General features: G+C 35.2%; 23 protein-coding genes and 1 pseudogene. 7 read left to right on the top strand and 17 right to left on the bottom strand.

From position 1 onward, the window contains the following. Position 1: 1 nt before the first annotated feature. On the bottom strand, positions 2-490 hold the full coding sequence (locus B2R82_RS16605) for a metal-dependent hydrolase (RefSeq protein ID WP_286925995.1): 489 nt from the start codon (positions 488-490) through the stop codon (positions 2-4). A gap of 218 nt (positions 491-708) precedes the next feature. On the opposite strand from B2R82_RS16605, the gene B2R82_RS16600 reads away from it, so the two are divergent. Continuing rightward, positions 709-1,953 (top strand): ferredoxin reductase family protein, encoded by a 1,245-nt coding sequence (locus tag B2R82_RS16600; protein ID WP_286925994.1) that lies wholly within the window; start codon positions 709-711, stop codon positions 1,951-1,953. Positions 1,954-2,525: 572 nt separating this feature from the next. On the opposite strand, the gene B2R82_RS16595 is transcribed toward B2R82_RS16600, so the two are convergent. Beyond that, a complete protein-coding gene (locus B2R82_RS16595; protein WP_286925992.1) occupies positions 2,526-2,963 on the bottom strand; it encodes a GNAT family N-acetyltransferase in 438 nt (145 codons plus the stop codon). Positions 2,964-3,216: 253 nt separating this feature from the next. After that, positions 3,217-4,857: a methyl-accepting chemotaxis protein gene (locus B2R82_RS16590; protein ID WP_286926011.1), complete on the bottom strand. Its 1,641-nt coding sequence runs from the start codon at positions 4,855-4,857 to the stop codon at positions 3,217-3,219. A gap of 631 nt (positions 4,858-5,488) precedes the next feature. On the opposite strand from B2R82_RS16590, the gene B2R82_RS16585 reads away from it, so the two are divergent. Then, positions 5,489-6,115, top strand: a complete 627-nt coding sequence (locus B2R82_RS16585) for a nitroreductase family protein (protein ID WP_286925991.1) — start codon at positions 5,489-5,491, stop codon at positions 6,113-6,115. A 200-nt stretch (positions 6,116-6,315) separates the two neighbouring features. Here the strand turns inward: B2R82_RS16585 and B2R82_RS16580 are convergent, their stop codons facing one another. The 5 genes from B2R82_RS16580 to B2R82_RS16560 form a co-directional block, all read right to left on the bottom strand. Next, positions 6,316-7,035 (bottom strand): hypothetical protein, encoded by a 720-nt coding sequence (locus B2R82_RS16580; protein WP_286925990.1) that lies wholly within the window; start codon positions 7,033-7,035, stop codon positions 6,316-6,318. Between the two features lie 322 nt (positions 7,036-7,357). Next, the gene (locus B2R82_RS16575; RefSeq protein WP_286925989.1) at positions 7,358-7,588 is read right to left on the bottom strand and encodes a YdbC family protein; all 231 of its coding nucleotides are present in this window, start codon (positions 7,586-7,588) and stop codon (positions 7,358-7,360) included. Between the two features lie 78 nt (positions 7,589-7,666). Continuing rightward, on the bottom strand, positions 7,667-8,668 hold the full coding sequence (locus tag B2R82_RS16570) for an HNH endonuclease signature motif containing protein (RefSeq protein ID WP_286925988.1): 1,002 nt from the start codon (positions 8,666-8,668) through the stop codon (positions 7,667-7,669). An 11-nt stretch (positions 8,669-8,679) separates the two neighbouring features. Beyond that, positions 8,680-9,003: a nucleoside triphosphate pyrophosphohydrolase gene (locus B2R82_RS16565; RefSeq protein WP_286925987.1), complete on the bottom strand. Its 324-nt coding sequence runs from the start codon at positions 9,001-9,003 to the stop codon at positions 8,680-8,682. Between the two features lie 30 nt (positions 9,004-9,033). Then, entirely contained in the window at positions 9,034-9,678 is a 645-nt protein-coding gene (locus B2R82_RS16560; protein WP_286925986.1) for a nuclease-related domain-containing protein, read from the bottom strand. A 294-nt stretch (positions 9,679-9,972) separates the two neighbouring features. Between B2R82_RS16560 and B2R82_RS16555 the strand changes: the two genes are divergently transcribed. Further along, entirely contained in the window at positions 9,973-10,464 is a 492-nt protein-coding gene (locus B2R82_RS16555; RefSeq protein WP_283871763.1) for a hypothetical protein, read from the top strand. 44 nt (positions 10,465-10,508) lie between these two features. On the opposite strand, the gene B2R82_RS16550 is transcribed toward B2R82_RS16555, so the two are convergent. Beyond that, positions 10,509-11,600, bottom strand: a complete 1,092-nt coding sequence (locus B2R82_RS16550; RefSeq protein ID WP_286925985.1) for a DUF1835 domain-containing protein — start codon at positions 11,598-11,600, stop codon at positions 10,509-10,511. Positions 11,601-11,768: 168 nt separating this feature from the next. Here B2R82_RS16550 and B2R82_RS16545 point away from each other — a divergent pair. Next, a pseudogene (locus tag B2R82_RS16545) lies at positions 11,769-12,936 on the top strand (pyridoxal-phosphate-dependent aminotransferase family protein). A gap of 353 nt (positions 12,937-13,289) precedes the next feature. On the opposite strand, the gene B2R82_RS16540 reads toward B2R82_RS16545, so the two are convergent. From B2R82_RS16540 to B2R82_RS16520, 5 genes are all read right to left on the bottom strand, one after another. Then, on the bottom strand, positions 13,290-13,946 hold the full coding sequence (locus B2R82_RS16540; RefSeq protein ID WP_286925984.1) for a GAP family protein: 657 nt from the start codon (positions 13,944-13,946) through the stop codon (positions 13,290-13,292). Between the two features lie 26 nt (positions 13,947-13,972). After that, positions 13,973-14,713, bottom strand: a complete 741-nt coding sequence (locus B2R82_RS16535) for a MerR family transcriptional regulator (protein WP_286925983.1) — start codon at positions 14,711-14,713, stop codon at positions 13,973-13,975. A gap of 17 nt (positions 14,714-14,730) precedes the next feature. Further along, positions 14,731-14,880 carry a hypothetical protein gene (locus B2R82_RS16530; RefSeq protein WP_286925982.1) on the bottom strand — a complete coding sequence of 50 codons (150 nt, stop codon included), beginning with the start codon at positions 14,878-14,880 and terminating at the stop codon, positions 14,731-14,733. A 600-nt stretch (positions 14,881-15,480) separates the two neighbouring features. Next, positions 15,481-16,797 (bottom strand): D-serine ammonia-lyase, encoded by a 1,317-nt coding sequence (locus B2R82_RS16525; protein ID WP_286925981.1) that lies wholly within the window; start codon positions 16,795-16,797, stop codon positions 15,481-15,483. Continuing rightward, the gene (locus B2R82_RS16520; RefSeq protein ID WP_286925980.1) at positions 16,787-17,260 is read right to left on the bottom strand and encodes a YaiI/YqxD family protein; all 474 of its coding nucleotides are present in this window, start codon (positions 17,258-17,260) and stop codon (positions 16,787-16,789) included. Before B2R82_RS16520 ends, B2R82_RS16525 begins: the two co-directional genes overlap by 11 nt. A gap of 186 nt (positions 17,261-17,446) precedes the next feature. Between B2R82_RS16520 and gdhA the strand changes: the two genes are divergently transcribed. The 3 genes from gdhA (at position 17,447) to B2R82_RS16505 (ending at position 20,601) form a co-directional block, all read left to right on the top strand. Further along, complete coding sequence (gdhA, locus tag B2R82_RS16515) at positions 17,447-18,820, top strand: NADP-specific glutamate dehydrogenase (RefSeq protein ID WP_286925979.1); 1,374 nt, start codon at positions 17,447-17,449, stop codon at positions 18,818-18,820. A 242-nt stretch (positions 18,821-19,062) separates the two neighbouring features. After that, on the top strand, positions 19,063-19,749 hold the full coding sequence (locus B2R82_RS16510) for a phosphoribosylaminoimidazolesuccinocarboxamide synthase (protein WP_286925978.1): 687 nt from the start codon (positions 19,063-19,065) through the stop codon (positions 19,747-19,749). 201 nt (positions 19,750-19,950) lie between these two features. Then, positions 19,951-20,601, top strand: a complete 651-nt coding sequence (locus tag B2R82_RS16505) for a Yip1 family protein (protein ID WP_286925977.1) — start codon at positions 19,951-19,953, stop codon at positions 20,599-20,601. A gap of 41 nt (positions 20,602-20,642) precedes the next feature. Here B2R82_RS16505 and B2R82_RS16500 read toward each other — a convergent pair whose 3' ends face one another. From B2R82_RS16500 to B2R82_RS16490, 3 genes are all read right to left on the bottom strand, one after another. Continuing rightward, positions 20,643-22,379 carry a methyl-accepting chemotaxis protein gene (locus B2R82_RS16500; protein ID WP_286925976.1) on the bottom strand — a complete coding sequence of 579 codons (1,737 nt, stop codon included), beginning with the start codon at positions 22,377-22,379 and terminating at the stop codon, positions 20,643-20,645. A gap of 234 nt (positions 22,380-22,613) precedes the next feature. After that, a complete protein-coding gene (locus tag B2R82_RS16495; RefSeq protein ID WP_286925975.1) occupies positions 22,614-23,816 on the bottom strand; it encodes an NAD(P)-dependent malic enzyme in 1,203 nt (400 codons plus the stop codon). 278 nt (positions 23,817-24,094) lie between these two features. Next, positions 24,095-24,447, bottom strand: a 353-nt coding sequence (locus tag B2R82_RS16490) for a hypothetical protein (protein WP_286925974.1), incomplete at its 5' end; no start/stop codon positions are given.

Genomic DNA, 24,447 nt, shown 5'->3' with positions numbered 1-24,447 from the left:
CTTATAAGGTACCCAGTAGATTAACTATTAATTCATAACTAAAATACACAGAAAGCAACGTTAACAACATAAATACTACTTTCTCAACTTTACTGCCTGTTCTGGTTGTTAGTGGGAAACGGACAGAAATGGATACTGGAAAAAACAATTTAACACCCTTTTTTGTCCACATATCCAGAAAAATATGACTTGCCATTCCTAATAAAATTCCTATTGAAATCGCTTTAAAAGGAACTATAGTATGTAGCACCATCACCATTAAAATTAAAAAAAGTAAGCTATGTGTAAAGGATCGATGTCCAAACAACTTATTAACCATTTTTGAAATGATGGGAAACTTTCTCCCGATCTTGCTGCCGCTATGGCATATATCTGGAAGTAATGCACCGATAATACCTGCCCCTACTAAAAGAAGTGGATTATCATTCGAAATTTGCGCAAAGGCTAGACTAGCAGTAATGCCCCCAACAATATGAGTATTCCCTTGCATAGGACTTCCCCTCTCATGTCTATTATGATTGATCCTCCTTAATTTAACACACCTTCCCCTAAAAGGGAACATATATTCCGAACATACACTCCCTTTTTATTTCTAGCTGAGGTAAACTGTAAAAACTACGATAATTACACTTAATTTTCAGAATCATTTCAGGAATTTATTGTATATATAGGATGATTTTCGATAAAAATAAGGACTGGAGGTTATTTATGAAATCAATCAAAGGTATTACACTTATTATACTTATTATGGGAGCCAGCTCTTTACTTTGGTTTTTTGCTACACCCGTAGAGCCGCTCCATTCTTTGGATAAGCTTAGTCACATGATTGGAGGCTTGGCAATTACCGGTTTCTTTGTTGTTTTTTTATTATCAACTAGAATGAAAATGTTAGATCAGTGGTTTCATGGTCTAGAAAATGTCTATCGCTACCATAAATATATAGCTATTATTTCACTGGCATTGGTGATTTTACATGGACAGTTGCAGGAAAGGGTTCCAGATATGGATAAAAGGTTTGAAACTTCTCTTAGTGAATTTTCAAAAGAACTGGGGGAGCTTGGACAATATGGCTTTATCGCCCTTATTTTAATAGCCTTGTTTGCAAAATTTCTAAAATATGAACACTGGCGAGTTATTCATCGATTCATGCTTATTCCCTATACATTCGGAATATATCATGCATATTTTTCTAGCAAATATGACTTACTACAACCTACACCTTTAGGTATTTTTACTGCCATTACGACAACTATAGGATTTATGTCGGCATTATATATGCTAACGATGTATCAGGATATGTTTTTTAAATACACAGGTAAAATTACAGGCATTCAACAAATGGGCAAGAATGCAATTGAGCTCGAGATTACACTTGATAAAAATATTTCTTATCAATACGGGCAATTTGTTTTTATAAAATTTTTTCAAGATGGACTAGAAAAGGCGCCACATCCTTTTTCAATTTCTGGCGGAGGTGGTAAAAAAATTTCCGTTACCATAAAGGTACTTGGAGATTTTACACAGCAAGTTTATCACTCTATAAAAATAAATACACCTGTTGCACTTAATGGGCCGTACGGGCAATTAAATTTTGAAAAAGGGCCACAATCACAAATTTGGATTGCAGGCGGCATCGGAATTACTCCTTTTTTATCCTATTTGCAAGCCAAGCCCATTAATCGTCCTATCGAATTATTTTACACATACCGAGGTGAGGACAATGCTATCTATAAAGACTTTTTACAAGGGTATGCATCGACTAACCCGCATTTTAAAGTGAATTTTATTGATACTATCCAAATGGACAGGCTGTCATTTGAAAGTTATCATGTACCAGCAAATACCAAAGTTTATCTATGTGGTCCTGAAAAAATGGTCAGACATTTTACTAAGCAATTGAAATCCCATAATAACGATATCACAATAGACTTTGAAGCATTTAAATTTAGATAATACTCACTATTTTCAGGGTACAAAGTGATATATAAAACAAGCTATATAGCCTTATATATCAAGGCTTAGTTGACATTTAAATTATAAAGCATTGCGTAGGATAAAGCATAATAAAGATTAAACATAGCAAAAAACAGCTACTCACTCTGAACTATGAGAGCTGTTTTTCTTTTGCCTAAAATAATATAGATACTCATAAAGATTCGATTCCCGCATGCATTATAAACACTGGAAGGCAATCAAAGCGGCTCCTTGTCGTAAGACGGATGTTAAAGATGCGGAATGGAGCCAAGTTACTACATCACGGATTACTCAAAGCTAGCTTCATTCCAGATCGCACCTAATATGAATTGCGAGAATTAGAATTAGTTCGGTATCAGCAGTAGCATTCCCACAAAGGAAACTGCGATGATAATACCTGCATTGAACCGTTTTTCTCACACTTCAAAAAACCGCTCAACCGTCTGGCACCAATAGAATATCGACACCAGATGGCTACCTAGTCTTTTTTAAAACTGTCTACACAAGGGTGCGTCCTGATCATTTGTCATTTTTTGTTTAAATAAGGACTTCTATAACTGTAATTTCATACTTACCGTTCTTAAACTAAATCCCATTTTTTCATATAGCTTGATGGCATTATTCCCTACGTAAGCACTAAGTCTGGCTTCAGAATATCCTTCTTGTCTCAATTGTTCAATGGCAACATTCATTAATTCTTTGGAAATACCCCTTCCTCTAAAGGTTTCTTTTACAAATAGCTCATAAATAAACCCGTTTAATTGTTCCGTAAATTGGTCTTTATTTTCCCCAATCAAAATCCATCCCATTAACTCATTATTGTCTGTTGCTATCAAATAATAGCACCCTTTTTTTAGAAGAGGTTCTATAAGGTTTAAAACTTTTTCTTTAGTTGCTCTTACTCCGCCCAGTGTACCATCAAATAAAGCTTGTGGTGAAAGAGCTATAATTTCTTCTAATTCTAAGTTGTTTGGCTTTCTAATTTCCATTTATAATACATCCCTTCTCAATCTCATATTTAGCTTTATTACAAATTTACCTATCTATCATTATAATACCATTTAACATGCCTTTATTTATACAAGCCACCTGTGATCCAACACGGTTGCTACTAGGCCTAGAACACTAGAATTGTCTTCTCCTATTACTTGGTAAGGAAATCACTATAATTTCAAATAAAAAACTCATTCTATATTCGAAAAGGCTATCGTCCAAATAATTGGACGACGACCTTTTCAATTACTATATAGTAAATTTACCTGTTTCCTCTTGAAGATCCTGTGCCAGATCCGCTAATTGCTCAGAAGCTACGGCCATTTCATTCATCGTAGAAGCTTGCTCCTCTGTAATTGCTGACACATTTAATGTATGATCATTTGTCGCCATTGCTTGCTGACTTATCTCTTGAACCTTCGAAGTCATGTCATGTAGTTTTTCAAAGGCATTTGATGTATTGGTACTCGTCTTTTCAATCGTATGTTTTAAGTCTTCAATCGCACTGCTGATTGTATCAAAGGTGCTTCCAGCCTGTTGTACAGAATCAATGCCATGGTGAGCAATTTTACGACTTTGTTCCATCATCGAGACAGCCTCATTGACTTGCTCTTGAATTGTCCGAACAACAGTGGCAATGTCTTGTGATGCAAGGCTTGTTTGAGTTGCCAATGCCTTTACTTCCCCTGCAACCACTGCAAAGCCTTTTCCCGCTTCTCCTGCACGTGCTGCTTCAATCGCTGCATTTAAGGACAATAAATTTGTTTGATCTGTTATGGATGAAATCAGTTCGCTCATCTTTTCGATTTGGACGGATTGATTTTTTAAGCTACTTATCAGATTTGCACTATTTTCCACCTGTGTATGCAACTCAGTAATTTCATTCACGAAGGCACGAATTTGCTTGGAGCCTCCACTTGCCATCTGAGAGGTTGCTGCAGATTGCTGAACGGCACTGGCTAAGGCCTTGACAGCAAAATGCATATCCTCACCTAAAACAGATGTGACTGAAGTTAGTTGGTCGCTAACTGTCTGTTGCTTGCTCGTATTCTCTGCTACATGCTGCATAGAGACGGCTACCTCTGTGACGGATTTATTAACCTCTTGGACACTAGCTGTCAGTTCTTCAGCAGTGGAAGCAACTGTGTCTGTTTCAGCTACGATTTGCTTCATCATTGTTCCCAATGCATCTACTGAATCATTATAATACTGTGCCATCTCACCAAATTCATCTCTTGTACTAACCGACATTCTTTGAGTCAGATCGCCTGTAGCTAGATTGCCTAAATGGCCATTTATTGTCTGCACTTCCTGACGAATATAGCGTGCAATTAAATAAATAATTACGGATATTACACAGATAAGAATAATACTAATAATAATTTGTTGATATAGCATTGCTTGTACTTCACTATATAGCTCAGTTGTCGGAACGATTAACATAAGCTTCCAAGGCATTCCTTGTATTTGTTTATATTGTAATGTGTATTCTTTACCATCAACTTCTGTTTGAATTAGTTTTTTATCTCCAGCCAATTGATCGATAGGGATTTTTAAGTAATCCTGTACCGTTTCTTGATTTACCTTTTTCACATCTGGATGTGTTAAAAATGTTCCCTTATCATCAATTATAAATGCATAACCACTTTCTCGTATTTTCACCTCCGAAACAATGGATTGGATAGATTCAAGAACATAATCACCTGTGATAACGCCAATTGGGGTTTGCCCCTGTAGAACTTGAATTCCAAAAGTAATAAACATCTCTCCTAATGCTTTATCAAAAAAAGGCTCTGTATGTACAATGTCACTGGATTGTAAGCTATTTTTGTACCACTCCTGCTGATGGAAGGAATAGGCTGGATCTTGATAAACATCTGTATAGGCAATATTTTCTCCATATTTATAGGCATATGGTCCAAAGAATTCTCCATTAGCAGCATCCTTTTCTGCCAGAGCCCCATTCCATAGGTTTCTTTATTTAATGGCAGTAATTGTTCAGCAAAACGTGTAAATTGTTCTCTTGACATGCTATTATCTGCAGTTTCTATCGCAGATTTAGCACTATAGATAAGCTGATTATGTGCATGTAATTTATTTTCAACAGTATTAGACACATCATCAGCTAATAATGACATCTCATGTTCAATCGAGTTTCCAAGTTCGTTGGAGGCTTTTAAATAACTTATGAAGGACATGCCACCTAGAAATATAGTGATGATGGGAATAAGTATACCAATTTTCGCGAAAAGTCTTAGATTACCCAGTAGTTTTTTCATTTACCTTCACCCATTCATATTATTTTAGTTCTATAGTTATCTCTAGTATAAAGGTAGTACACTACGATAAATATGTTTTTTTTGTAACTTTTTACATGATGGGTAAGTAATCAAATTCTACTATGATTTCTTTAGATAAATAATAGGCAAATCAATTCTCTCTAATTCGAGCAGTTTACTTGGATTTTTTTAAAAACTATCGTATAGTAGATTTCATTATAGAAAAAGGGGTTTTTTAAACAATGACGATAACTAAAAGTTATTTAAATAAAGTAATGCATGAGAGAAAATCGGTACGTAAATATGATGCCGATTATAAAATTCCACAAGCTGAATTGAAGGAATTACTTACGGAGGCAACAACAGCACCATCATCAAGTAATTTACAACCATGGCGCTTTTTAGTGATTCAAGATGCAACTGTAAAAAAGGAATTACGTCAGATTGCTAATAACCAGGAGCAAATTGAAACTGCCTCTGCTATTATTGCTGTATTAGGTGATACGGAGATGTACAAAAATGTTGAGGAAATTTATACTAAAAACTTCGAGCAGGGTTATATGGACGAGGCAACAAAAAATAGCATGATTGAAAATTCATTAAAACTCTACCCAAACCTGCCTAAAGAAATTCTAAAAAACATAGCAACCTTTGATGCAGGCTTAATTTCTATGCAAATAATGCTTTTAGCCAAAGACATGGGCTACGATACTGTTACAATGGGAGGCTTCAATAAGGAAGCTTTTGCAAAACACTTTGAATTAGCAGATCATCTAGTTCCAATTGTCTTAATCGCTATTGGCAAAGCAGCTGTGCCCGCTTATGGCTCCTCTCGTCTAGCTTTAAAAGACATTGTGAAATTTATATAAAAAAGTTTTAAAAAAAGTCCATAGTGTTAATTATATAACAACAACTTGACATTGAAATTAAAAGCCTGTATCGATAATTCCCAAGTACCGATACAGGCTCTGTTTTCAAAGATTGTAGTTATCATTTAAATAGCAATGATTAGCATATTGAAGAAAATAATAAAGAACAAATATCTAATATGTTATTGCTTCTTTTTGTTTTAGCTCTTTAATTCCATTCTAATCCTTTTTAACGCTAATTCAGCAGCCATTTTCCCGTTATATTGTCCGTGTTCTTTAACCCAATTTAATTTCTCTTTAGCGGGCAAGTATCTATGGAAACCTAGAATTTTAGCAGCTCTCTCTTGTACCCACATATTCGAATCTTCTAATAGAGGAATTATTTCATCCAATTGTGTGTAAGGAGTTATAGCCATAATTGAAAACAAATATTGAGTTCTTTTATCTTCAACTAATTCAGGGTTTTTAAGAAGGTTCTTCAATTCTTTAATGGCTTGTACATCTTGCTTTACTTGCAGTTCATCAGTATGCTCTTTGGACAGAGGATAATGTGTTGGAAGTTCATACCAATCACTTTCGGAATTTTCTAATAGAATTTTTATGAACGTGTGTACATTAGGATATACTGGGGACAAGTCTATTTCCTCATGGTTTATAAAGCAAACTTTGCCTGTTTGTGGCCCAAACATGTAAACACCCACATAATTGGAACTATCATCTGTCCATAATGGTAAAACCTCTGAAATATTAACATCTTCATTAAGGTATAAATACATTTCTGTTACTTCTTCAATGGATAACAAGCGAATTAAATAATCATTCTTATGTTTCATATAGATTGGATTATCCAAAGCATTCATTACTTCTTGAGGTATTGATATGTTTAACAAAGTTGAGATTTGATTAAATAAATTGTCCATTATGTATCCCTCCATTCATTATATTTAAAACTAACTTGAAATTTGAGCTTCTTAGACAAATACTTTTTTCACAGACATCACTAAAAATCCACATTCATTCTATCAAGCCAAATAGCACTGGAACATTCCACTTGCATTATAGCGTTTCGTTAACATTACTGCAAAATAGAGTAGTATTTTTTTATTATTCCTTAGAAGATAATGGTCTATGCTGATAGTTTAGCTATTAACCAACTAACTAAATTAGTAGAAGATTGGCTTCAAGTACGTTAAACGCATTAACAAAATGGGAAAAGGAGCCCGCACTACAAGGCTCCTTTTTTTATATGTCTGAAGTTGATAATTTCGTAAGTGTCTCTGCTAAGATCTTCATTTCAGCGGGTGAAAGTGTAACACCCTTCCCCATTTTTGTATGATCCTCAGACCAATCTCGAATATCAAATTTGGCTTCTCTACCATTCCAGCTAATTAGATTTAATTCCTTCTTCCAGCCCTTATTCCCCTCTGATAAAACAGCGAGTGTTTCAATGATTTCATATTTAATATCTGCCATATACATCCCTCCATTTGTTCATTTGTCATTAAAATTATAGCTCAAAATGTGGAGCAGCAAACATTTAAAATATGAATTCTATACCTTTTTCTTTATAACCTTCTTTGGTTCCCATAAAGTTGTGTATCCATTCATGATGGAGTAATCATATAAATCTATCAGTTTCGTATTTTCATATGTACGAAAGTAAAAAGGCTCGTTTATATTTGAGGATAAATAATCATTTCTTATAAGCATTGTTTCTAAATAGAAGCGAGAGGCAATTTTATCACTCTTCTGTAAATTACAAGCATTGCAGGCTAACACTAGATTCCATAGATTATCATTTTGAACGAAGCTCCATGGGATAAAATGGTCAACATGTGTTTTTCGGCGACTGGATGATAAATCACAATGACAGTAGAAACAACGATTTTGTTCAAATTGTGTAAGCACCTTGTAAAAGGTTTCTAATGAACTACGCTTTGAAATCACTTCAATCTTGGAAAGCAAAGCCATTGTGCTTGTTGCTTCATTCACTTTCTCTAAATATTTTACCAAATGATAGTTTGTTAAATTCATAAGGACACGCTGATATTTTTTCATAAACTCATAAACAGGACGATTAAAACGAAATTGTGCTCGTTTAATATCAAATGCATAGAATACACCTGCTGTATCGCCGTAAAATGCACCAATCACATTTTGCTTGCAGTCACGTTTGACATCATGGACAATTTTTAACTGTAACGAATCTTCAAGTTGATCAAATTGCCATTCTGAAGGAACGCTATAGTCATTTACATACTTTTGCAAAATGGTTTGAGCACGAGCTGGTTTATTTTTATTGGGTGACTGCGCTAATTGATGATGGATGATTAAATTCCAATAAATATTGGTGAAGGAGTAAAAAATTTGATCATAGCTAAGTGTTAATTCATCCTCTACATTATATAAGTTTTCAAGTAATGCTTTAAAAAATACATATTTATAGGAAGTCGCGACAGATGAACGATAATAGAAATTGTTAAGATGTTGCCAAATTTCATGCTCCGTAATATATTTTTCCTGTATTTCACCGACCCTTAAATCATGTGACACGTTACTTTCACCTACTCCTCTACTTTCATCAAATAAATCCCTTTAAAAAACCCTCCGCGTTGTTCTATCTTCTGAGCACGAATTTGCTCCAATTGTTCATAGGAAACATCAAGTTTATGTATGGCTGCGTAAACTAGTTCTAAAATATCTGCAAGCTCTTCTATAGCCTCTTTTTCTGAAGCGGACTCCTTAAATTCTAGAGCCTCCTCTTGCATTTTCTTTTTGATTTCTTCCAAATATTCTTCCTGTTCTACTATTCTTGTTACACATTTTTTGCCACTCGCTTCTATTATTTCTGGTATTAAATCACGGACTAATTTATTATACATTGGCATATAATCGCTCCTTTTTGAACTCCTTTTCATCTAAGACTTTCCATATCTTTGCTGAATCGTGCGAATATGTTTTTTCTTCATTGCTTTGGAAATTTGCATTTGTGGTAATAACTGATTGTAAATGGCTTGAATATCTACTTGAGAAAAAATTGGACTAGCAGATTTTTGTTGAGCTTGGATAAAGCGTTTTAACTCTTCTCGTTTTATAACATGTACATTAGAGGAAGTCATCTCCACCTTTTTCAATGTACAACTTTCACCAAAAACAATAACTGAATGGATGGCTTTGTTTGGTAGCTTTAAAAAGTCTTGAATAGCTCGGGTATGTATAGCATTTTGGCGGATTGGATTAAAAAATCTATATTTTTTCCTATTCGGCATTGTTTGCGTCCATTGCTGGTGTGCTTCATTTCCAAAAATCCAACCACTATAATTTTTTGATTCCAACACGTATAAGCCTGTTTGATCAATATAAAGTAGGTCAATTTCTGTTAACTCATCCGAATTTTTTTTCGGAATATACACATTAACTAATAGCCTATGATCTTTCGATGCATGCTTTTCAATCATTTTTGAAGTTAAATACTCACCATGTCTTCCTTTATTCCATTTAACGGTTAAAATATGATGTTTAGTCAGCTGATAATAGGTACTCCTACGATAATTTTTTTCCATGAAATAAATGCACAGCAATCCACATAGAATAACAACTAGTAACAGGCAAATCCCCCCTTAACCTTGCAATTTTAAAAAATGAATCTTCAAAACTAGTATACCAATATTTCCAAGGATTTTTTTTGCAATTTATTCAGTTTCCGCTCAAAAAATCATCATAATAGCCTCACTCAAGGAAATTATTCTAGTGCAAATATACGATTTCAACTAAATATTACCTATAAATTGTTATGGAATTAACATTTTAGGATTGGTATGATTAGGGGGTATTTTTTTTGAAGGGAGGTTTTATCGATGAGCTATGATTCTTATTATTACAATGATTATGATGCGGCGGCGTTTGGCGGATTTCTTTTGTTGATTATTATTGCATCTCTTGTATTAGGTTTAATTGCATATGTTATTAGTGCACTAATTTATTTTATGGCTTCTAAAACAAACGGCTTCGGTGATATGGCTTACATTGCTTGGATTCCACTTATCAATGTTTATAGCCTTTTCCTGTTAACTGCAGATGGTGTTGATAATGAAACTGTCCGTGCTGCAGCTTTAAAAAACACGCTTATTTATGCGGGTTTAATTATCGTTTCGTTTATTCCATTTCTCGGCATCATTGCATCACTAGGTGCTGCTGGCTTTATTTTATACTTCAGTTACCGTCTATTCTATAGATGGACTGGCGAAGCTGGGAAGGCTGTCCTATACATTATTCTCACACTTTTAACAGGTGGAATATTCTTTATGATTTATGGTTTAATGCGTATGAACAGACCTTTCGTTGCCTAGCACAAGAGAAACCTCTTTTTGTCACCTGACAAAAGAGGTTTTTATTAATCACGCAGTTTCACACTATAATGTCTCATAGATTTGGGAATGCCTTTTAATGCAAGGACTCCATTATAAACTAAAAATCGAATTCTATACTCTAAATAGAAGAGATTCGGACACTCGTCCATCTGAGATATCAATTCTGCAATTACAATTCCTGTCTTAATAAAATCCTTCATTGTTTGTTCCTTATGTAGTTTCGTGATCGTATTTATAATCAATGCATCAAAATAATCCTCTGATACACTTATTATTTCCCCATTCACCCATCGTCGCAATACATTCCTCGTTTGTGATAAATGTTTCCATTCTTTTTGAAGAGATCGTCTCTCCTGAATAGTTAAAGGCTTGTTTTCACTATTCATAAAGAGCTGGCTTAATTGCAGTGATGAAAGATGCCCTGTATATCCATATTTATTGTGCTCAGAGGTTTGCATTAGATAGATTTCGTTTACTTTATTGTTTAATAAATAAAGAAAGAATCGTAAAAGACACTGTTCATTCGCATTGTTTCCAACCCAAATGTAAATAGGAATATGAATAGGAATATCGTCTATTTCACGCAAAGTATTTACAAATTTATTATATTCACCATGATCATCCTGCTCATCATTAATATTTTCATATAGCCATTCTTTACGGAAAGCTTGCCCTAACTTGGCTTCTAACTGACACACTGGACCGATTGAGAGATCATCAGAAAATGCAATAATATGCCTTGTGGAAACAAGTGCCACCCTTAGTGAACCTGCCGCTGATTCTGAGCAAGCAATATGAACCATCTGAGAAGAAGGCATTATGGATTCATAGTGTGATGCTGTACGTTGCTGTTGAATGGCATCGTTTATAATTTCTACGATAGTATAAAGTTGCTCTTGCTCAAGATAGAAACTCCAAAGATTCTCTGAGGGTCTACTCTTATCATGATTAAACACTTCAAATTGATGAGAATGCTGTAGTTCATAAGCCTCCCATTCATCTATATTAATTACATCTGTTAAATTGACATATTCAAGTGATTTGATTTTATAAACAGCAACTATATTGGATTCAATTAAAAAATATACAAATGGAAAGTGAATTTTTACCTTCATAAGCTCATCCCCTTTTTATTTAAATATTACCATATTTCCTTAAATAATTTCTTTTTCTATTCTCTACCATTATTTTTTCGAAAAAGGAGTTAGCTAGCAGAATAATATGCTATATTATAGTTAGAAAATTTAGAATTTCTTATTTTACGAAAAAGGGGATTGATGAATGTGTATGAAAATATTTTAAGACATCCTGGACCTACACCTATTCCAAAAAAGGTTCAGCTTGCAATGAATCAGGATATTTTTAGCCATCGAAGCACAGAATTTGTGGAGCTTTACCGTGAAACGACTGAATTAGTAAAGCCAGTATTCGGGACAAAACAAGATATTTTATTACTTCCTTCAGGTGGTACAGCCGCTTTGGAAGCAGCTGCGGTGAATACTGTTTCNNGGTGAAGACGTTGTTGTTGTGACAGTTGGAGCATTTGGTGATTATTTTGTTTCAATTTGTGAAAAATATGGCTTTAACGTACATAAGCTTGAAAAAGAATGGGGACAAGCTTGTACAGCGGATGAGCTACGAGTATTTTTACAGCCCTTACAAGCTATTAAAGCTGTTTTTGTAACCTATAATGAAACTTCTACAGGTATCTTGAACCCTGTCGCTGAACTGGCACAAGTTGTTCGAGAAGAAACAGATGCTTTAGTTATTGTAGATGGAGTAAGCTGCATTGGTGGAGCACCTGCTGAAATGGATGCGTGGGGTGTCGATATTCTTGTTACAGGCTCTCAAAAGGCTTTGATGCTACCGCCAGGACTTTCACTTGTCAGCGTCAGTGACAGAGCATGGAAAGTTATTGAGGAAAATAAAGCACCATCTTATTACTTAAATTTATTGAGCTATCGCAACTGGGCAGAAAAAGGGATGACACCAAACACACCAACGATCACACTTATCTATGGTCTACATGAGGTATGCAAACTAATAGAGCAAGAAGGCGGCTTTCATAAAACCGTAGCACGTCATGAATTAATGAAAAATATGGTGCGAAATGCGATGAGGGCACTAACTATTGAACTGTTAACTGAAGATGAATATGCCTCACCAACTATTACAGCCATTTTGGCACCAAAAGGAATAGACCTTGGTGAACTCCTAACACATTTAAAACAACGCTATCATTTAGATTTCGCTGGTGGACTTGGCCACTTACAAGGGAAGATTTTCAGATTTGGTCATATGGGCTATTGCTTCCCAAGCGATATTTTACAAGCTGTTTCATTAATGGAGGCGGCACTACAAGACTTCTCCTATGACTTTGAGCCAGGTGCCGGAGTACGCGCAGCTCACGAAGTTTTTTTAGCAGCTCAGCAAAAACAGCTTCAACGATAAATTATAAAAAATTAATTTTAAAATAATGTGTATAGAAAATAATAATTAACTCAAACTATTTAAGATTTCACTTCAAATCCAATGACTAGGAGGGTTAACCCGATGAGTGGGATGGATTGAAAACTCAGAAGGACCATTCAGAACTGAATATAGCTAAAGCACAGTCTTAAAAATTTTAAGACCCATTTGCGGAAGCGAGGCAGTGTGTCATGGAGCATTTAAAGTAAGTGAGAATCAAGCCTGGAATTCTATTTCCAGGCTTTTTATTTGGATATTTATCCTACATAAAGTTCAAAATTGTATTCTGTTAAACGTGTTATTCAATACTCAATAACAATACTTCCATTCACAAATTATAGATAATCTAAAGTGTAAAATATTAATATTACCCCAACTATACATATAATCCAGGATAGGGCAGAACTTGAACTGCTTGCTATTTTGTTCCGAAGTTTAACTAAGGTAGGGTTTATCAATTTTCCAAACACTTTATATCCTAAAAATATAAGCAGAGCTGGTAGAACCATTATAATATTGTATACTGCTATAGTTGAAATCCTTTGATAAAAAGGGATATCTATTGTAGTTAATAAACCAATAGCGGCAAAATACGGTAAGGCCATGCCTGCCTCAATGATAAATGTCGTCACACCAATAATAATAATTGAGAATAAGCTTTGTGTTTTAGGCTTTGGAATATTACTTTTTTTATTTGTGGGGATAAAAAAGCTAGCAGTAAATAATATCACCCCTGTGATGAAAATTATCCAGCTAAATAGTTTATTTTTAAAAATAGTTGAGAATGCTTCTATAATAAAATTTAGACCTAACATCATAATGATACCTAATGAAAAATACAATAGCACAACCGTAAATAGATATGTCAATAATCTTGATGTTAAATTTTTATTATCTGTTAAAACCAGAAATAAAGTAACACCAATAATTGTAGGGCTTAACATATCTAAAAGAGCTAAGCCGCCCAAATAAATTAATATATCAGTTCCCATCTTTCCCTCCGTCTGTGTTCAAATAACTATGATTTATTATCGAGATAATGAATATATGCCTTTTCCAAAAAAGTAAGGACCTCTTGATCAATTGGATATAGGCTATACTTTTTTGATTCCTCAGGTGACATTCTAATGTCCCATAGTTTATCTAAAAAAACATCTTCATCATTAAAGTCCTCACTTTTTTTTACGTCCATTCTTTCAATAATATTTTGTATTCGTGAATGACAATAACCCAGATGCATATATTTTTTTAATTGCCCCACTAAAGCAATCCACTCTAAAGAGTCCGGATCACTACTAGCCATGTTAGGAAGTTTTTCTAGTACTTCCGTGTTTTTAATATTTAATTCAACTAGATTATAATTTAATGCTTCTTTAGCATCCTTATTATTATATAAATCAATGATTTTTTTAATTTTAAATTCTTCTCCATCAATCGCTATACCGTTTATTAGCTCCCTTAAACTAATTTCTATCTTTGAAAGACGGTCCTTTTCTTTTATCACATAAGATAGTTGTGTCATTAGACTATTAGACCAGTCCCATTCTTCGGACTCTAACATTATTTTGATCTCGTTTAATTGAAATCCTATAGTTTTTAGGAATTGTATTTGCTGAAGTTTCTTCAACTCATTATTTGTATATAACCGATGACCCCCTTCAGTTTTTGATACTGGTTTCAGAAGTCCAATTTTATCGTAATATCTCAAGGTTCTAACTGATACACTACTTAACTTTTTAAATTCATTAATATGAAACAAGCCCATACCCTACTTTCTTATTCATCTGTATTATTAAAAAACATGATTTTAAACACATAACCAATTCCCAAGCCAATTAGCACCCCTGGAAAAGCATTATTAAAAAATAAACCTACTCCAGCTCCAATAATAACAAAAGCATAAATAATTATATCGTCTTTCTTCATCTTAGGATTCCCCTTTTAAATTAGTGTTAAAGTAAATGCTGCTCTTTATCAGTATAAAAGATGACGTAAGGTCACTTTCAAGTAATTAAACATTCCATTACACCAAATTTTGAGGCTGACCTTTAGGTTTAAGGAGGATGGAAAATGAATAAACATACAACCATAGTTTATTTTTAGCATAAATGTGCTTGCAGGCTATTCAGCAGGAGAGAAAGAAGTAATTGTTGTTTCTGTGAAAGGAATGAATTCAAAATGACATTAAAGTACGCTCAACAAGTAGCAATGTTAACTTCATTTTCGAGATTTGAATAATGAAGTAAAAATAACATCTACAAGTAAAATATTAATTACAAAATGAATGGGAATACTATTTTATATTTATGTTATGCTCTCTCTTTTCAAGCAAGCGATACTCTTCCATTTGTATACATAAATATCAAAAATCACCTCTAGGCAAAAGAGGTGATTTTTATCAAACTATATTATAATCGAACAACCTTTTACCAAGGCTACAGATATCTCATTTTGTAAATTAACATTGTTCCTGCTAACAGCAATCTCCCTGGTAATATATTTTAAATGAAGCTATTAAACCAACCTTCATACCTTTTTTAAATACTCTTCACGCATCTCTTTTGGCACCATACTCCCACCTGTCGCCCAAACAATATGCGTAGCTTGCTCCATTCTGTCTGTTAAATGATGCTTTTTCAAATAATTTTGCCCGTTTTTCATTAACTGTATCGGTCCAAACATCCCTGCATGTGCAGATGGCTCCAAAAATATCCCTTCGCTGTCCATTGTCAAACCTAGTGATGTTAACAACTGTTCATCTGTCACCGTGTAACAACCACTGATATACGTTTCCATCACCTTGCCAACAAACTTTGACGCACGACCAACAGCTAAACCATCTGCTTCTGTTTTATTGTCAAGACCAATATCCTCTACACTGATTGCATCGTGTAGTCCTGTCATTAAACCGATTGTCATGCAAGGAGACGCAACTGGCTCTGCAAAGAAAATATGCACATGCTCTCCAAAAAGCTCTCGAAGTCCATATGCAACGCCACCGGGTCCACCACCAACCCCACACGGTAAATACACGAACAATGGATGTGTTTCATCCACTATAATGTTCGTCTTTTCAAACTGGTGCTTTAGTCTTTTTGCTGCCACCGCATAGCCAGCAAAAAGATCCTTTGAATTTTCATCATCAATAAAATGACAGAATGGGTCTTGCTCAGCCTCTCGACGACCTTGCTCCACAGCCACACTGTAGTCAGCCTCATATTCGATGACAGTCGCACCCTTTTCACGCAGCAATGCTTTCTTCCATTCCTTTGCGTCACTCGACATATGTACTACGACATTAAAGCCGAGTTTCTTGCCCATAATGCCGATGCTTAATCCTAGATTACCAGTAGAGCCAACTGCAATTGTATACTGCTGGAAAAATGCTTGGAAGTCCTTCGTTCCCAACACCTCATAATTATCCTTCTTTTTTAGCTTTCCACTGGCAATAGCTAGTCGCTCTGCATGCCTTAATACTTCAAAAATACCTCCACGAGCCTTAATTGAACCTGAGATTGGCAAGGCATGATCGCATTTTAAGATAAATTGACCAGGTATTGAAACATCAAATTTCCTTTCGAGAGCTTTCTTTATCAATGGTATATCCTGAATAGTCGATTCAATGAATCCTTGACTTTCCAAAAGCTCTGGGAATGCTACTTTTAAATAAGAGGAAAAGCGTGTAAGTGTTTCTTCTGCTTCATCTACTTCCTGCATCGAAAAAAGATTGGTTGTCGTCTCTTTTTGCCATTTTGTATTTTCCCAAAGCACAGTATGCTTATTTGCTAGCTCTTTTAGTATTGGAAATTGATGAAATAGTTCGTGTTTAAGTTCATTTTTCACCTTCAGATTCCTCCATTTTTTTCGCTAAAATTGCTCGTTCACAAATTTGTCGAAATTTCATTTTGAACGAAATATTGTTTTCTTGTGTTCTTTTTTTAGGTCCCTTTGTGCGTCCACCTGCACGTCTAATTTTCTGTCCAACATGTCTCATTTCGAGCAAACGTTCGATATTTTCATTGGACATTTCCCGTCCATTTTGATCAATTGGATACCCTCCCCTTGCCAAAACCATTGCTGCTAAACCATAATCCTGTGTAATGACAATATCGTGTTTTGAAAGCGCATTCACTAGCGTGAAATCAACCGAATCTGGACCTTTAGGAACAATTATTGTTATTACATTATCACGTTCAATACGGTGGGATGTATCGCAAAATAAGATAGTTTCAATCTCAAACTCAGATGATATAGATAACGCTAAATCCACTACTGGACAGGCATCAGCGTCAATTAGAACCTTCACAATAAGGCATCAATCCCTTCTCTTAATTAGATGAATCACTGATCCAATAATTATTTCGATATAATAATTTCACGACCCCTCTTGCTCAATTTTTCACAAACTTTAGACTGTTGGAAAAAGTATTTTATTGAATAGTGTGAAAAATAGATATACGATACACCTATCAAATAATTGGAGGTTTTCATTATGACAACTACAACTGTTAGCAACGAACAATTAGCAAAAGAATACGTCGATGGTGTATTCGAGCAACTAAAACAACAAAATAGTCATCAAGCGGAGTTCTTACAAGCAGCTGAAGAAATTTTCATTTCATTAGTGCCTGTATTTGCACAACACCCTGAATATATAAAAGCCAATATTTTATCACGTATCGTTGAGCCAGATCGTATCATTTCCTTCCGTGTTGCTTGGCAAGATGATAATAATCAAGTACAAGTAAATCGTGGTTATCGTGTTCAATACAGCAACGTAATGGGACCATACAAAGGCGGACTTCGTTTCCATCCTTCTGTTAACGAATCAATCATTAAGTTTTTAGGTTTTGAACAAATCTTTAAAAATGCTTTAACAGGCCAGCCAATCGGCGGTGGTAAAGGTGGCTCAAACTTCGATCCAAAAGGTAAATCAGATTCAGAAATCATGCGTTTCTGTCAAGCATTCATGACTGAATTATACCGTCATATTGGTCCAGATGTCGATGTTCCTGCTGGTGATATCGGTGTAGGTGCTCGTGAAGTTGGGTATTTATGGGGTCAATATAAGCGTTTAACAAAAGCAAACGAATCTGGTGTGTTAACTGGTAAAACGCCAGGCTACGGTGGTTCTTTAGCTCGTAAAGAGGCAACTGGATACGGAACTGTGTACTTTGTTAAGGAAATGCTAAAAGATGCAAATGATTCTTTTGAGGGTAAAACAGTCATTGTTTCTGGTTCAGGAAATGTATCAACTTATGCGATTGAAAAAGCACAACAATATGGTGCGAAAGTGGTTGCTTGCTCAGATTCTTCAGGCTATGTGTATGATCCAGAAGGTCTAGATCTTGATGCGATTAAGGAAATTAAAGAAGTAAAAGGTGACCGTATTTCAACTTACGTAAACTACCGTCCAAATGCTACATTTACTGAAGGTTGCACAGGTATTTGGTCAATTCCATGTGATATTGCGCTTCCATGTGCTACTCAAAACGAAATTAACGGTGAATCAGCGCGTACATTAATTTCTAATGGTGTCAAAGCAATTGGTGAGGGCGCAAACATGCCATCTGACCTTGAAGCGATTAACGAATTCTTAAATGCAGGTGTTTTATTCGGACCTGCAAAGGCTGCAAATGCAGGCGGTGTTGCTGTATCTGCTCTTGAAATGGCACAAGATTCAAGTCGTGTATTCTGGTCATTTGAAAAAGTAGATGCGAAATTACATCAAATTATGAAAGATATTTATGCAGATAGTAAAGCAGCAGCTGAAAAATACGGCTATCCTGGAAACCTTGTAATTGGGGCAAACATTGCTGGCTTTATCAAAGTAGCAAATGGTATGCTTTCTGAGGGCGTTTATTAATAATATTCTTTTTTAACTAAATTAAAATAGCTCTGATAATAGAAGAGTTAACCATGCTTTAAATTTAGAATTTTCTTATTTTATTCAAGATGATGACGAACATTCGTTATCATCTTATTTTTTAGTAGCTAAAAGTGAAATAATCACAAAAATAAAGTACTTAAACGAACGATTTTAATATTAATTTATTAAAATATTCGTGTTATACTAATAGGGTACTATGAAATATTGGAGGTTTTTTTGTGGAATTATTGTATACAGGTAAAACGAAAAATGTATTCAAATTAGAAGATGGTCATTACTTATTGAAATTCAAAGATGATGTAACTGGAGAAAATGGCGTATTTGATCCAGGTGCTAATACTGTAGGATTAACAATTGACGGTGCTGGTCTTGCTGGTCTTCGCCTAACTTCTTATTTCTACTCAAAGCTAAATGAACAAGGTGTTCCAACTCACTACGTAGATGCAAATTTTGACGATGCCACAATGACTGTAAAGCCTGCAACGGTTTTTGGGAAAGGCTTAGAGGTTATTTGCCGCTTTAAAGCTGTTGGTTCTTTCTTACGTCGCTATGGCGCTTACGCACAGGAAGGACAAGATTTAGATTCCTTTGTAGAAGTAACAATAAAAGATGACGATCGACTTGATCCTCCTATTTCTGAAGATGCTTTAGCTATGTTAAACCTGTTAACACACGAAGAATATGCTATTTTAAAGCAACGTACAATTGAAATTGCTAAATTTGTTGCTACTGAGCTTGCAAAAAAGGAATTAACACTTTATGATATTAAATTAGAATTTGGCCGTGATGCAAAAACCAATGAAATTTTATTAATTGATGAAATTTCTGGTGGCAATATGCGCGCTTACAAAGGCGAACAATACATTGAGCCGTTAGAGCTTGAAAAAATTATGCTAGCTGACTAGTCATTTATTTCCTTCAAATTGGAAGGGATGTTCATATCGCATTTTAATTTGTTCAGTAAGTATTTCCGTACTTCTGAACAATTTTTTTATTAGACGAAACTTTTCACCAATCCATCCGTATATTGTATAGAATCATTTATTTCAAGTTTTATCGCTCTCATTTGTATGAAGTATATTATTAATTTATTTGGAGGTAGTTTAATGGAAAATTATAATGACACACAACAGGAAAGGCCGAAACTTAATCCATTTCTATCTGTTTGGCTCCATCCAAAGCAAACAGCCCGTTATATGATTGAGGAAAAAACAACTGGCTATGCCATTCTGATTCTTTCCATTGGTTATATTGGTTCGTTACTATCAGGGCTGATCGATCAAGAATTCATTCCAGATTTTTCTCCTTGGTTACTGTTGTTATTATGTGTGATTTTCGCGCCCATTGCAGGTATTATTGGAACAGGATTCTCTGCCCTTTTAACATGGTTATTTGGTAAGCTTTTCAAAGGAACTGGTACAATCTCTGATTTATTCAGAAGCTTGAGCCTAACAGCCATACCTTTTATTGTTCTTATTCCATTTTATATTGTTTGGCTATTCACTTCACCTGAGTCCTTAATGGATCCAAATTTCATAGGCACCCTTCCTTGGATTTTCTGGCCAACAACGTTAGTGTCGTTTGTGGTTTTCATTTGGTCATTCGTGATTAGTGTAGGCGCTGTGGCAGAGGCACATCAAATCTCAAATTGGATGGCCTTCTTTACAATTTTAATTCCATCAATTATTTTATTTGTCATTTTCTTTGTACTTTTCTTTATCATCCTGATTGGCATCATTGGTGTTGGCATGATGTAAAAAAATCCCCCCTCTCTACTTAAGAGTGGGGGATTTTTGCTTTAAAGTTTAAATTGTGAAACTAAGCCCTTCAATTTTAAGGCTAATTCCGATAATTGCTCAGATTTTCCTGTCATTTCTTCCATCGAACTACTTGTCTGCTCTGTTGTCGCAGTTGTTTGCTCAACACCAGCCGCTGATTCCTCTGCTACTGCAGCAATTTCCTGTATAGCGCTATTCATTTTTTGACCATCTTCTGATACGGCCGATAAATTTATTGAGATTAATTTAACACTTTCAACTACTTCATTGATGGATTCACTGATTGTGTTAAACGTTTCACTTGTAGCTTTTATTTGATTTGTTCCAGCTTGTACCTCTTGGTAACCACCCTCTAAAGAAGATGTTACAACATCAAAATCTTGCTGAATATTTGTGACAATACCTGTAATATCGTTCACGGAAAACGCTACTTGCTCTGCTAATTTTCTAACCTCATCTGCAACCACTGCAAATCCTTTTCCATGCTCACCAGCTCTCGCTGCTTCAATTGCAGCATTTAACGCTAATAAATTAGTTTGATCCGCAATATCTTTAATAACAACGACTAATTTTGAAATTTCTTGCGCTTGAGCATCAAGTTTTTTTACTCTCACCACAGCGTTTTGCACAATGCTATCTATTTTAACCATCTGATTATTAGAAGTCGCCATCAATTGATTTCCCTCTTCGGTTAGTGCCAACACATCAACAGAAGATTGGTGTATGTGTCCACCATGTCGATTCGTTTCCAATAAATCTGAGGTGAAACGTTCCATCAATGATGTTAGTTCATTGGCATGGTGAGCTTGTCCCTCTGCACCAGATGCCAATTCATGCATCGTTATTGCTACCTGCTCGGTTCCCACCTTTACTTCTGTTGCAGATTGCGTTAATTCTTGACTGGAATGGTTAATCATATCTGAAGCTTGATAAATATGATGAATCATATCCTTTAGCTTTAGTTGCATTTGATTCATGGCACTCGCTAATTTTCCAATCTCATCTTTGGATTTAATTGTCATCAGCTCTTGAGATAAATCTCCTTCTGCAAAAAGTTCCATCGCTTCAGCTACTCGATTAATAGGCCTAGTCATGCTACTTGCGTACATCCAAATTACGAAAATACCAACAACAATTGCAATACCGATAACCACTAATGTTATTGTTAAAATACTATCTGCAGGTTTATTAAATTCGATTAAATATGTACTAGCACTAATCGTCCAACCCCAATTCGGTTCTGTTTCGGCATATATTTCTTTCTGCTCTAGTTTATCTGAATCGGGCATTTTCCAGTCATATGTAACAAAGCCTCCACCATTATTGCCAACTTTAATTGCATCTTGAATATATTTTACGCCATTACTATCCTGCTCTTCCCACACATTTGAGCCTTCTATACTGGGATGGGCAATTGATTTTCCCTCTTGGTCAACAATAAAAATATAACCGTTTTCACCTAATTTGATGTTTTTATTTATTGGCCGCTTTCCTTCGGCATCTTTCTCACCCAAAATTGCTACTTTCACTTTTTCTTGCGCTTCTGTTAACGGTATTTTCCCTGCCTGCACCTCTTTATTTAATTGCTCAATCATCACTATTGTCATTTCTACACTATTTTTCAAGTTTTCTTTCCCAACCATTTCCAGATTGGTCTTACTTTGTTGATAGCTGAAAAAGCCTAAAACAACTAAAGGAATCATTAAAAGAAGTAAAGAAAAAGCAATTAGTTTTGTTTTAATAGATTTGAATTTCATATCAATAAACCACTCTCCTTATCAAAAGACTAAAGACCTATTTTTTATTAAATTTTAAAATAAATAAATATTTTATACTTTCAAAACATAACTATGAATCATTACAATATACTCATATTTTATTACATCAAAAGACAAATAACAACATTTTTCGAGCGAATTCTACGCATATTCCACAAACGAAAAAAACAGATGTGAAAAACGTATTGTTTTCCTACATCTGCTTCAAAGTTGTTACACGGTAAGCACTGTATTTTGTTGGAATAGCTCAGATACGCCAGATTCTACAGCAGCACCACTTACTGCACGCGATACAGTTTCAACAACACGATCGTCTAAGGATTTTGGGACAATATATTCTTCATGTAAGTCTTCATCACTTACAAGAGATGCAATCGCCTCTACTGCGGCTAGCTTCATTGCCTCATTAATATCTGTTGCACGTACATCTAAGGCTCCTCTGAAAATCCCAGGGAAAGCAAGTACATTGTTAATTTGGTTTGGATAATCAGAGCGTCCTGTTCCCATAACACGTACACCCCACGCCTTCGCATTCTCATACGTAATTTCTGGATTTGGATTCGCTAGTGCAAATACCACGGGATCATCATTCATTGAATTAATATGAGCTTCTGTTAACAAGTTAGCAACAGATACACCTATAAAGACATCTGCATCAACCAGCGCATCATCCAAAGTACCATGTATTTTTTGAGGATTCGTTAAATGAGCAACCGTTTCCTTAATTGGATTCATGCCTTCAACGCGTCCTTCATAAATAATTCCTTTTGTATCACACATATAAATATTTTTATAGCCCATTTGCACAAGAATACGCAAAATTGCAATGCCCGCTGCCCCTGCACCGTTAATAACAACCTTCATTGTGGCTACATCTTTCTTTACAATTCGGTTGGCATTAATCATCCCCGCTCCTACAACGATGGCCGTTCCATGCTGATCATCGTGGAACACCGGAATGTCACATTCTTGACGTAGACGATCCTCAATTTCAAAACATCTTGGTGCCGAAATATCTTCTAAGTTAACAGCACCAAAGGTTGGAGCAAGCGCCTTCACAATGCTGACGATTTCATCCGTATTTTTCGTATCTAAACATATAGGAAAAGCATCAACATTGGCAAAACGCTTTAATAAAATCGCCTTCCCTTCCATTACTGGTAATGCCGCCTTTGGACCAATGTCCCCTAACCCTAAAACCGCCGTCCCATCTGACACAATCGCTACCATATTCCCCTTCATTGTATAGTCGTAAACAAGTGAAGGATTTCTCTCAATCTCTACGCATGGTGCAGCAACTCCTGGAGAATACGCCAAACTTAGATCATAGGAATCCTGTACAGGCACCTTTGAAATAACCTCTAATTTTCCATTATAGTGTGCATGCATTTCTAACGCCTTTTTCATAACATCCATTCTATCCCAACCTTTTCCCTGTGAATTTTTATTATATTTCAGAATCATAATACTTTGTGAAAATATAGTCAACGAAATTTTCTGTCAATTTCGAAATTTCTTTGAAACAGAAAGACTTACTATCATTTGTCACACTATTTAATCTTGTTATTAATTTCACAATTAATTATTTTTAAATAATTAATGTGTGGGGTACCTTTTTATTAAATGTATTTATACCGCGATTAAACCTGTTCAACTATTCACATAGTATTTTTCTTATGTAAATGAGAAATTTTTCACAAACTTATGTAAGCGCATCCATTACGAAATCTGGTTTTGTCACATTTTCTCCACATTTTTTCACAAACTTTTTTATTATTCTTTTTTAAGTATTCTGTTTTAAATTTAGAAGAGTGGCATGGATTTGAGTGGCTTTTATGGGGATAAGGGCAGTTTTCGGTGGTACCTGAGCGACTTTCTCTTGGACCCGAGCGCTTTTCGATGGTACCTGAGCGACTTTCTTGGACCCAGGCGCTTTTCGTCATCACCTGAGCGACTTTTTCTTGAACTCGAGCACTTTTCGGTGATACCTGAGCGACCCTCTCTTGGACACGGGCCTTTTCTATAGCACCTGAGCGACTTTCTCTTG

The sequence above is a fragment of the Lysinibacillus sp. UBA6686 genome (assembly GCF_002455205.1).
GTDB classification, from domain to species: domain Bacteria; phylum Bacillota; class Bacilli; order Bacillales_A; family Planococcaceae; genus Lysinibacillus; species Lysinibacillus pakistanensis.
Note: the sequence above shows the minus strand (reverse complement) of the source record. Positions and strands in the feature narration are given on the sequence as shown.

Bases quoted from the DNA above. Each gene is read 5' to 3' on its own strand.
- B2R82_RS16505 (WP_286925977.1), top strand. From the start codon at position 19,951: ATGGAAAATTATAATGACACACAACAGGAAAGGCCGAAACTTAATCCA.
- B2R82_RS16540 (WP_286925984.1), bottom strand. From the start codon at position 13,946: ATGGGAACTGATATATTAATTTATTTGGGCGGCTTAGCTCTTTTAGAT.
- B2R82_RS16600 (WP_286925994.1), top strand. From the start codon at position 709: ATGAAATCAATCAAAGGTATTACACTTATTATACTTATTATGGGAGCC.
- B2R82_RS16500 (WP_286925976.1), bottom strand. From the start codon at position 22,379: ATGAAATTCAAATCTATTAAAACAAAACTAATTGCTTTTTCTTTACTT.
- gdhA (WP_286925979.1), top strand. From the start codon at position 17,447: ATGACAACTACAACTGTTAGCAACGAACAATTAGCAAAAGAATACGTC.
- B2R82_RS16530 (WP_286925982.1), bottom strand. From the start codon at position 14,880: ATGAAGAAAGACGATATAATTATTTATGCTTTTGTTATTATTGGAGCT.
- B2R82_RS16580 (WP_286925990.1), bottom strand. From the start codon at position 7,035: ATGGACAATTTATTTAATCAAATCTCAACTTTGTTAAACATATCAATA.
- B2R82_RS16550 (WP_286925985.1), bottom strand. From the start codon at position 11,600: ATGAAGGTAAAAATTCACTTTCCATTTGTATATTTTTTAATTGAATCC.
- B2R82_RS16555 (WP_283871763.1), top strand. From the start codon at position 9,973: ATGAGCTATGATTCTTATTATTACAATGATTATGATGCGGCGGCGTTT.
- B2R82_RS16565 (WP_286925987.1), bottom strand. From the start codon at position 9,003: ATGCCAATGTATAATAAATTAGTCCGTGATTTAATACCAGAAATAATA.
- B2R82_RS16575 (WP_286925989.1), bottom strand. From the start codon at position 7,588: ATGGCAGATATTAAATATGAAATCATTGAAACACTCGCTGTTTTATCA.
- B2R82_RS16605 (WP_286925995.1), bottom strand. From the start codon at position 490: ATGCAAGGGAATACTCATATTGTTGGGGGCATTACTGCTAGTCTAGCC.
- B2R82_RS16495 (WP_286925975.1), bottom strand. From the start codon at position 23,816: ATGGATGTTATGAAAAAGGCGTTAGAAATGCATGCACACTATAATGGA.
- B2R82_RS16585 (WP_286925991.1), top strand. From the start codon at position 5,489: ATGACGATAACTAAAAGTTATTTAAATAAAGTAATGCATGAGAGAAAA.
- B2R82_RS16595 (WP_286925992.1), bottom strand. From the start codon at position 2,963: ATGGAAATTAGAAAGCCAAACAACTTAGAATTAGAAGAAATTATAGCT.
- B2R82_RS16560 (WP_286925986.1), bottom strand. From the start codon at position 9,678: ATGGAAAAAAATTATCGTAGGAGTACCTATTATCAGCTGACTAAACAT.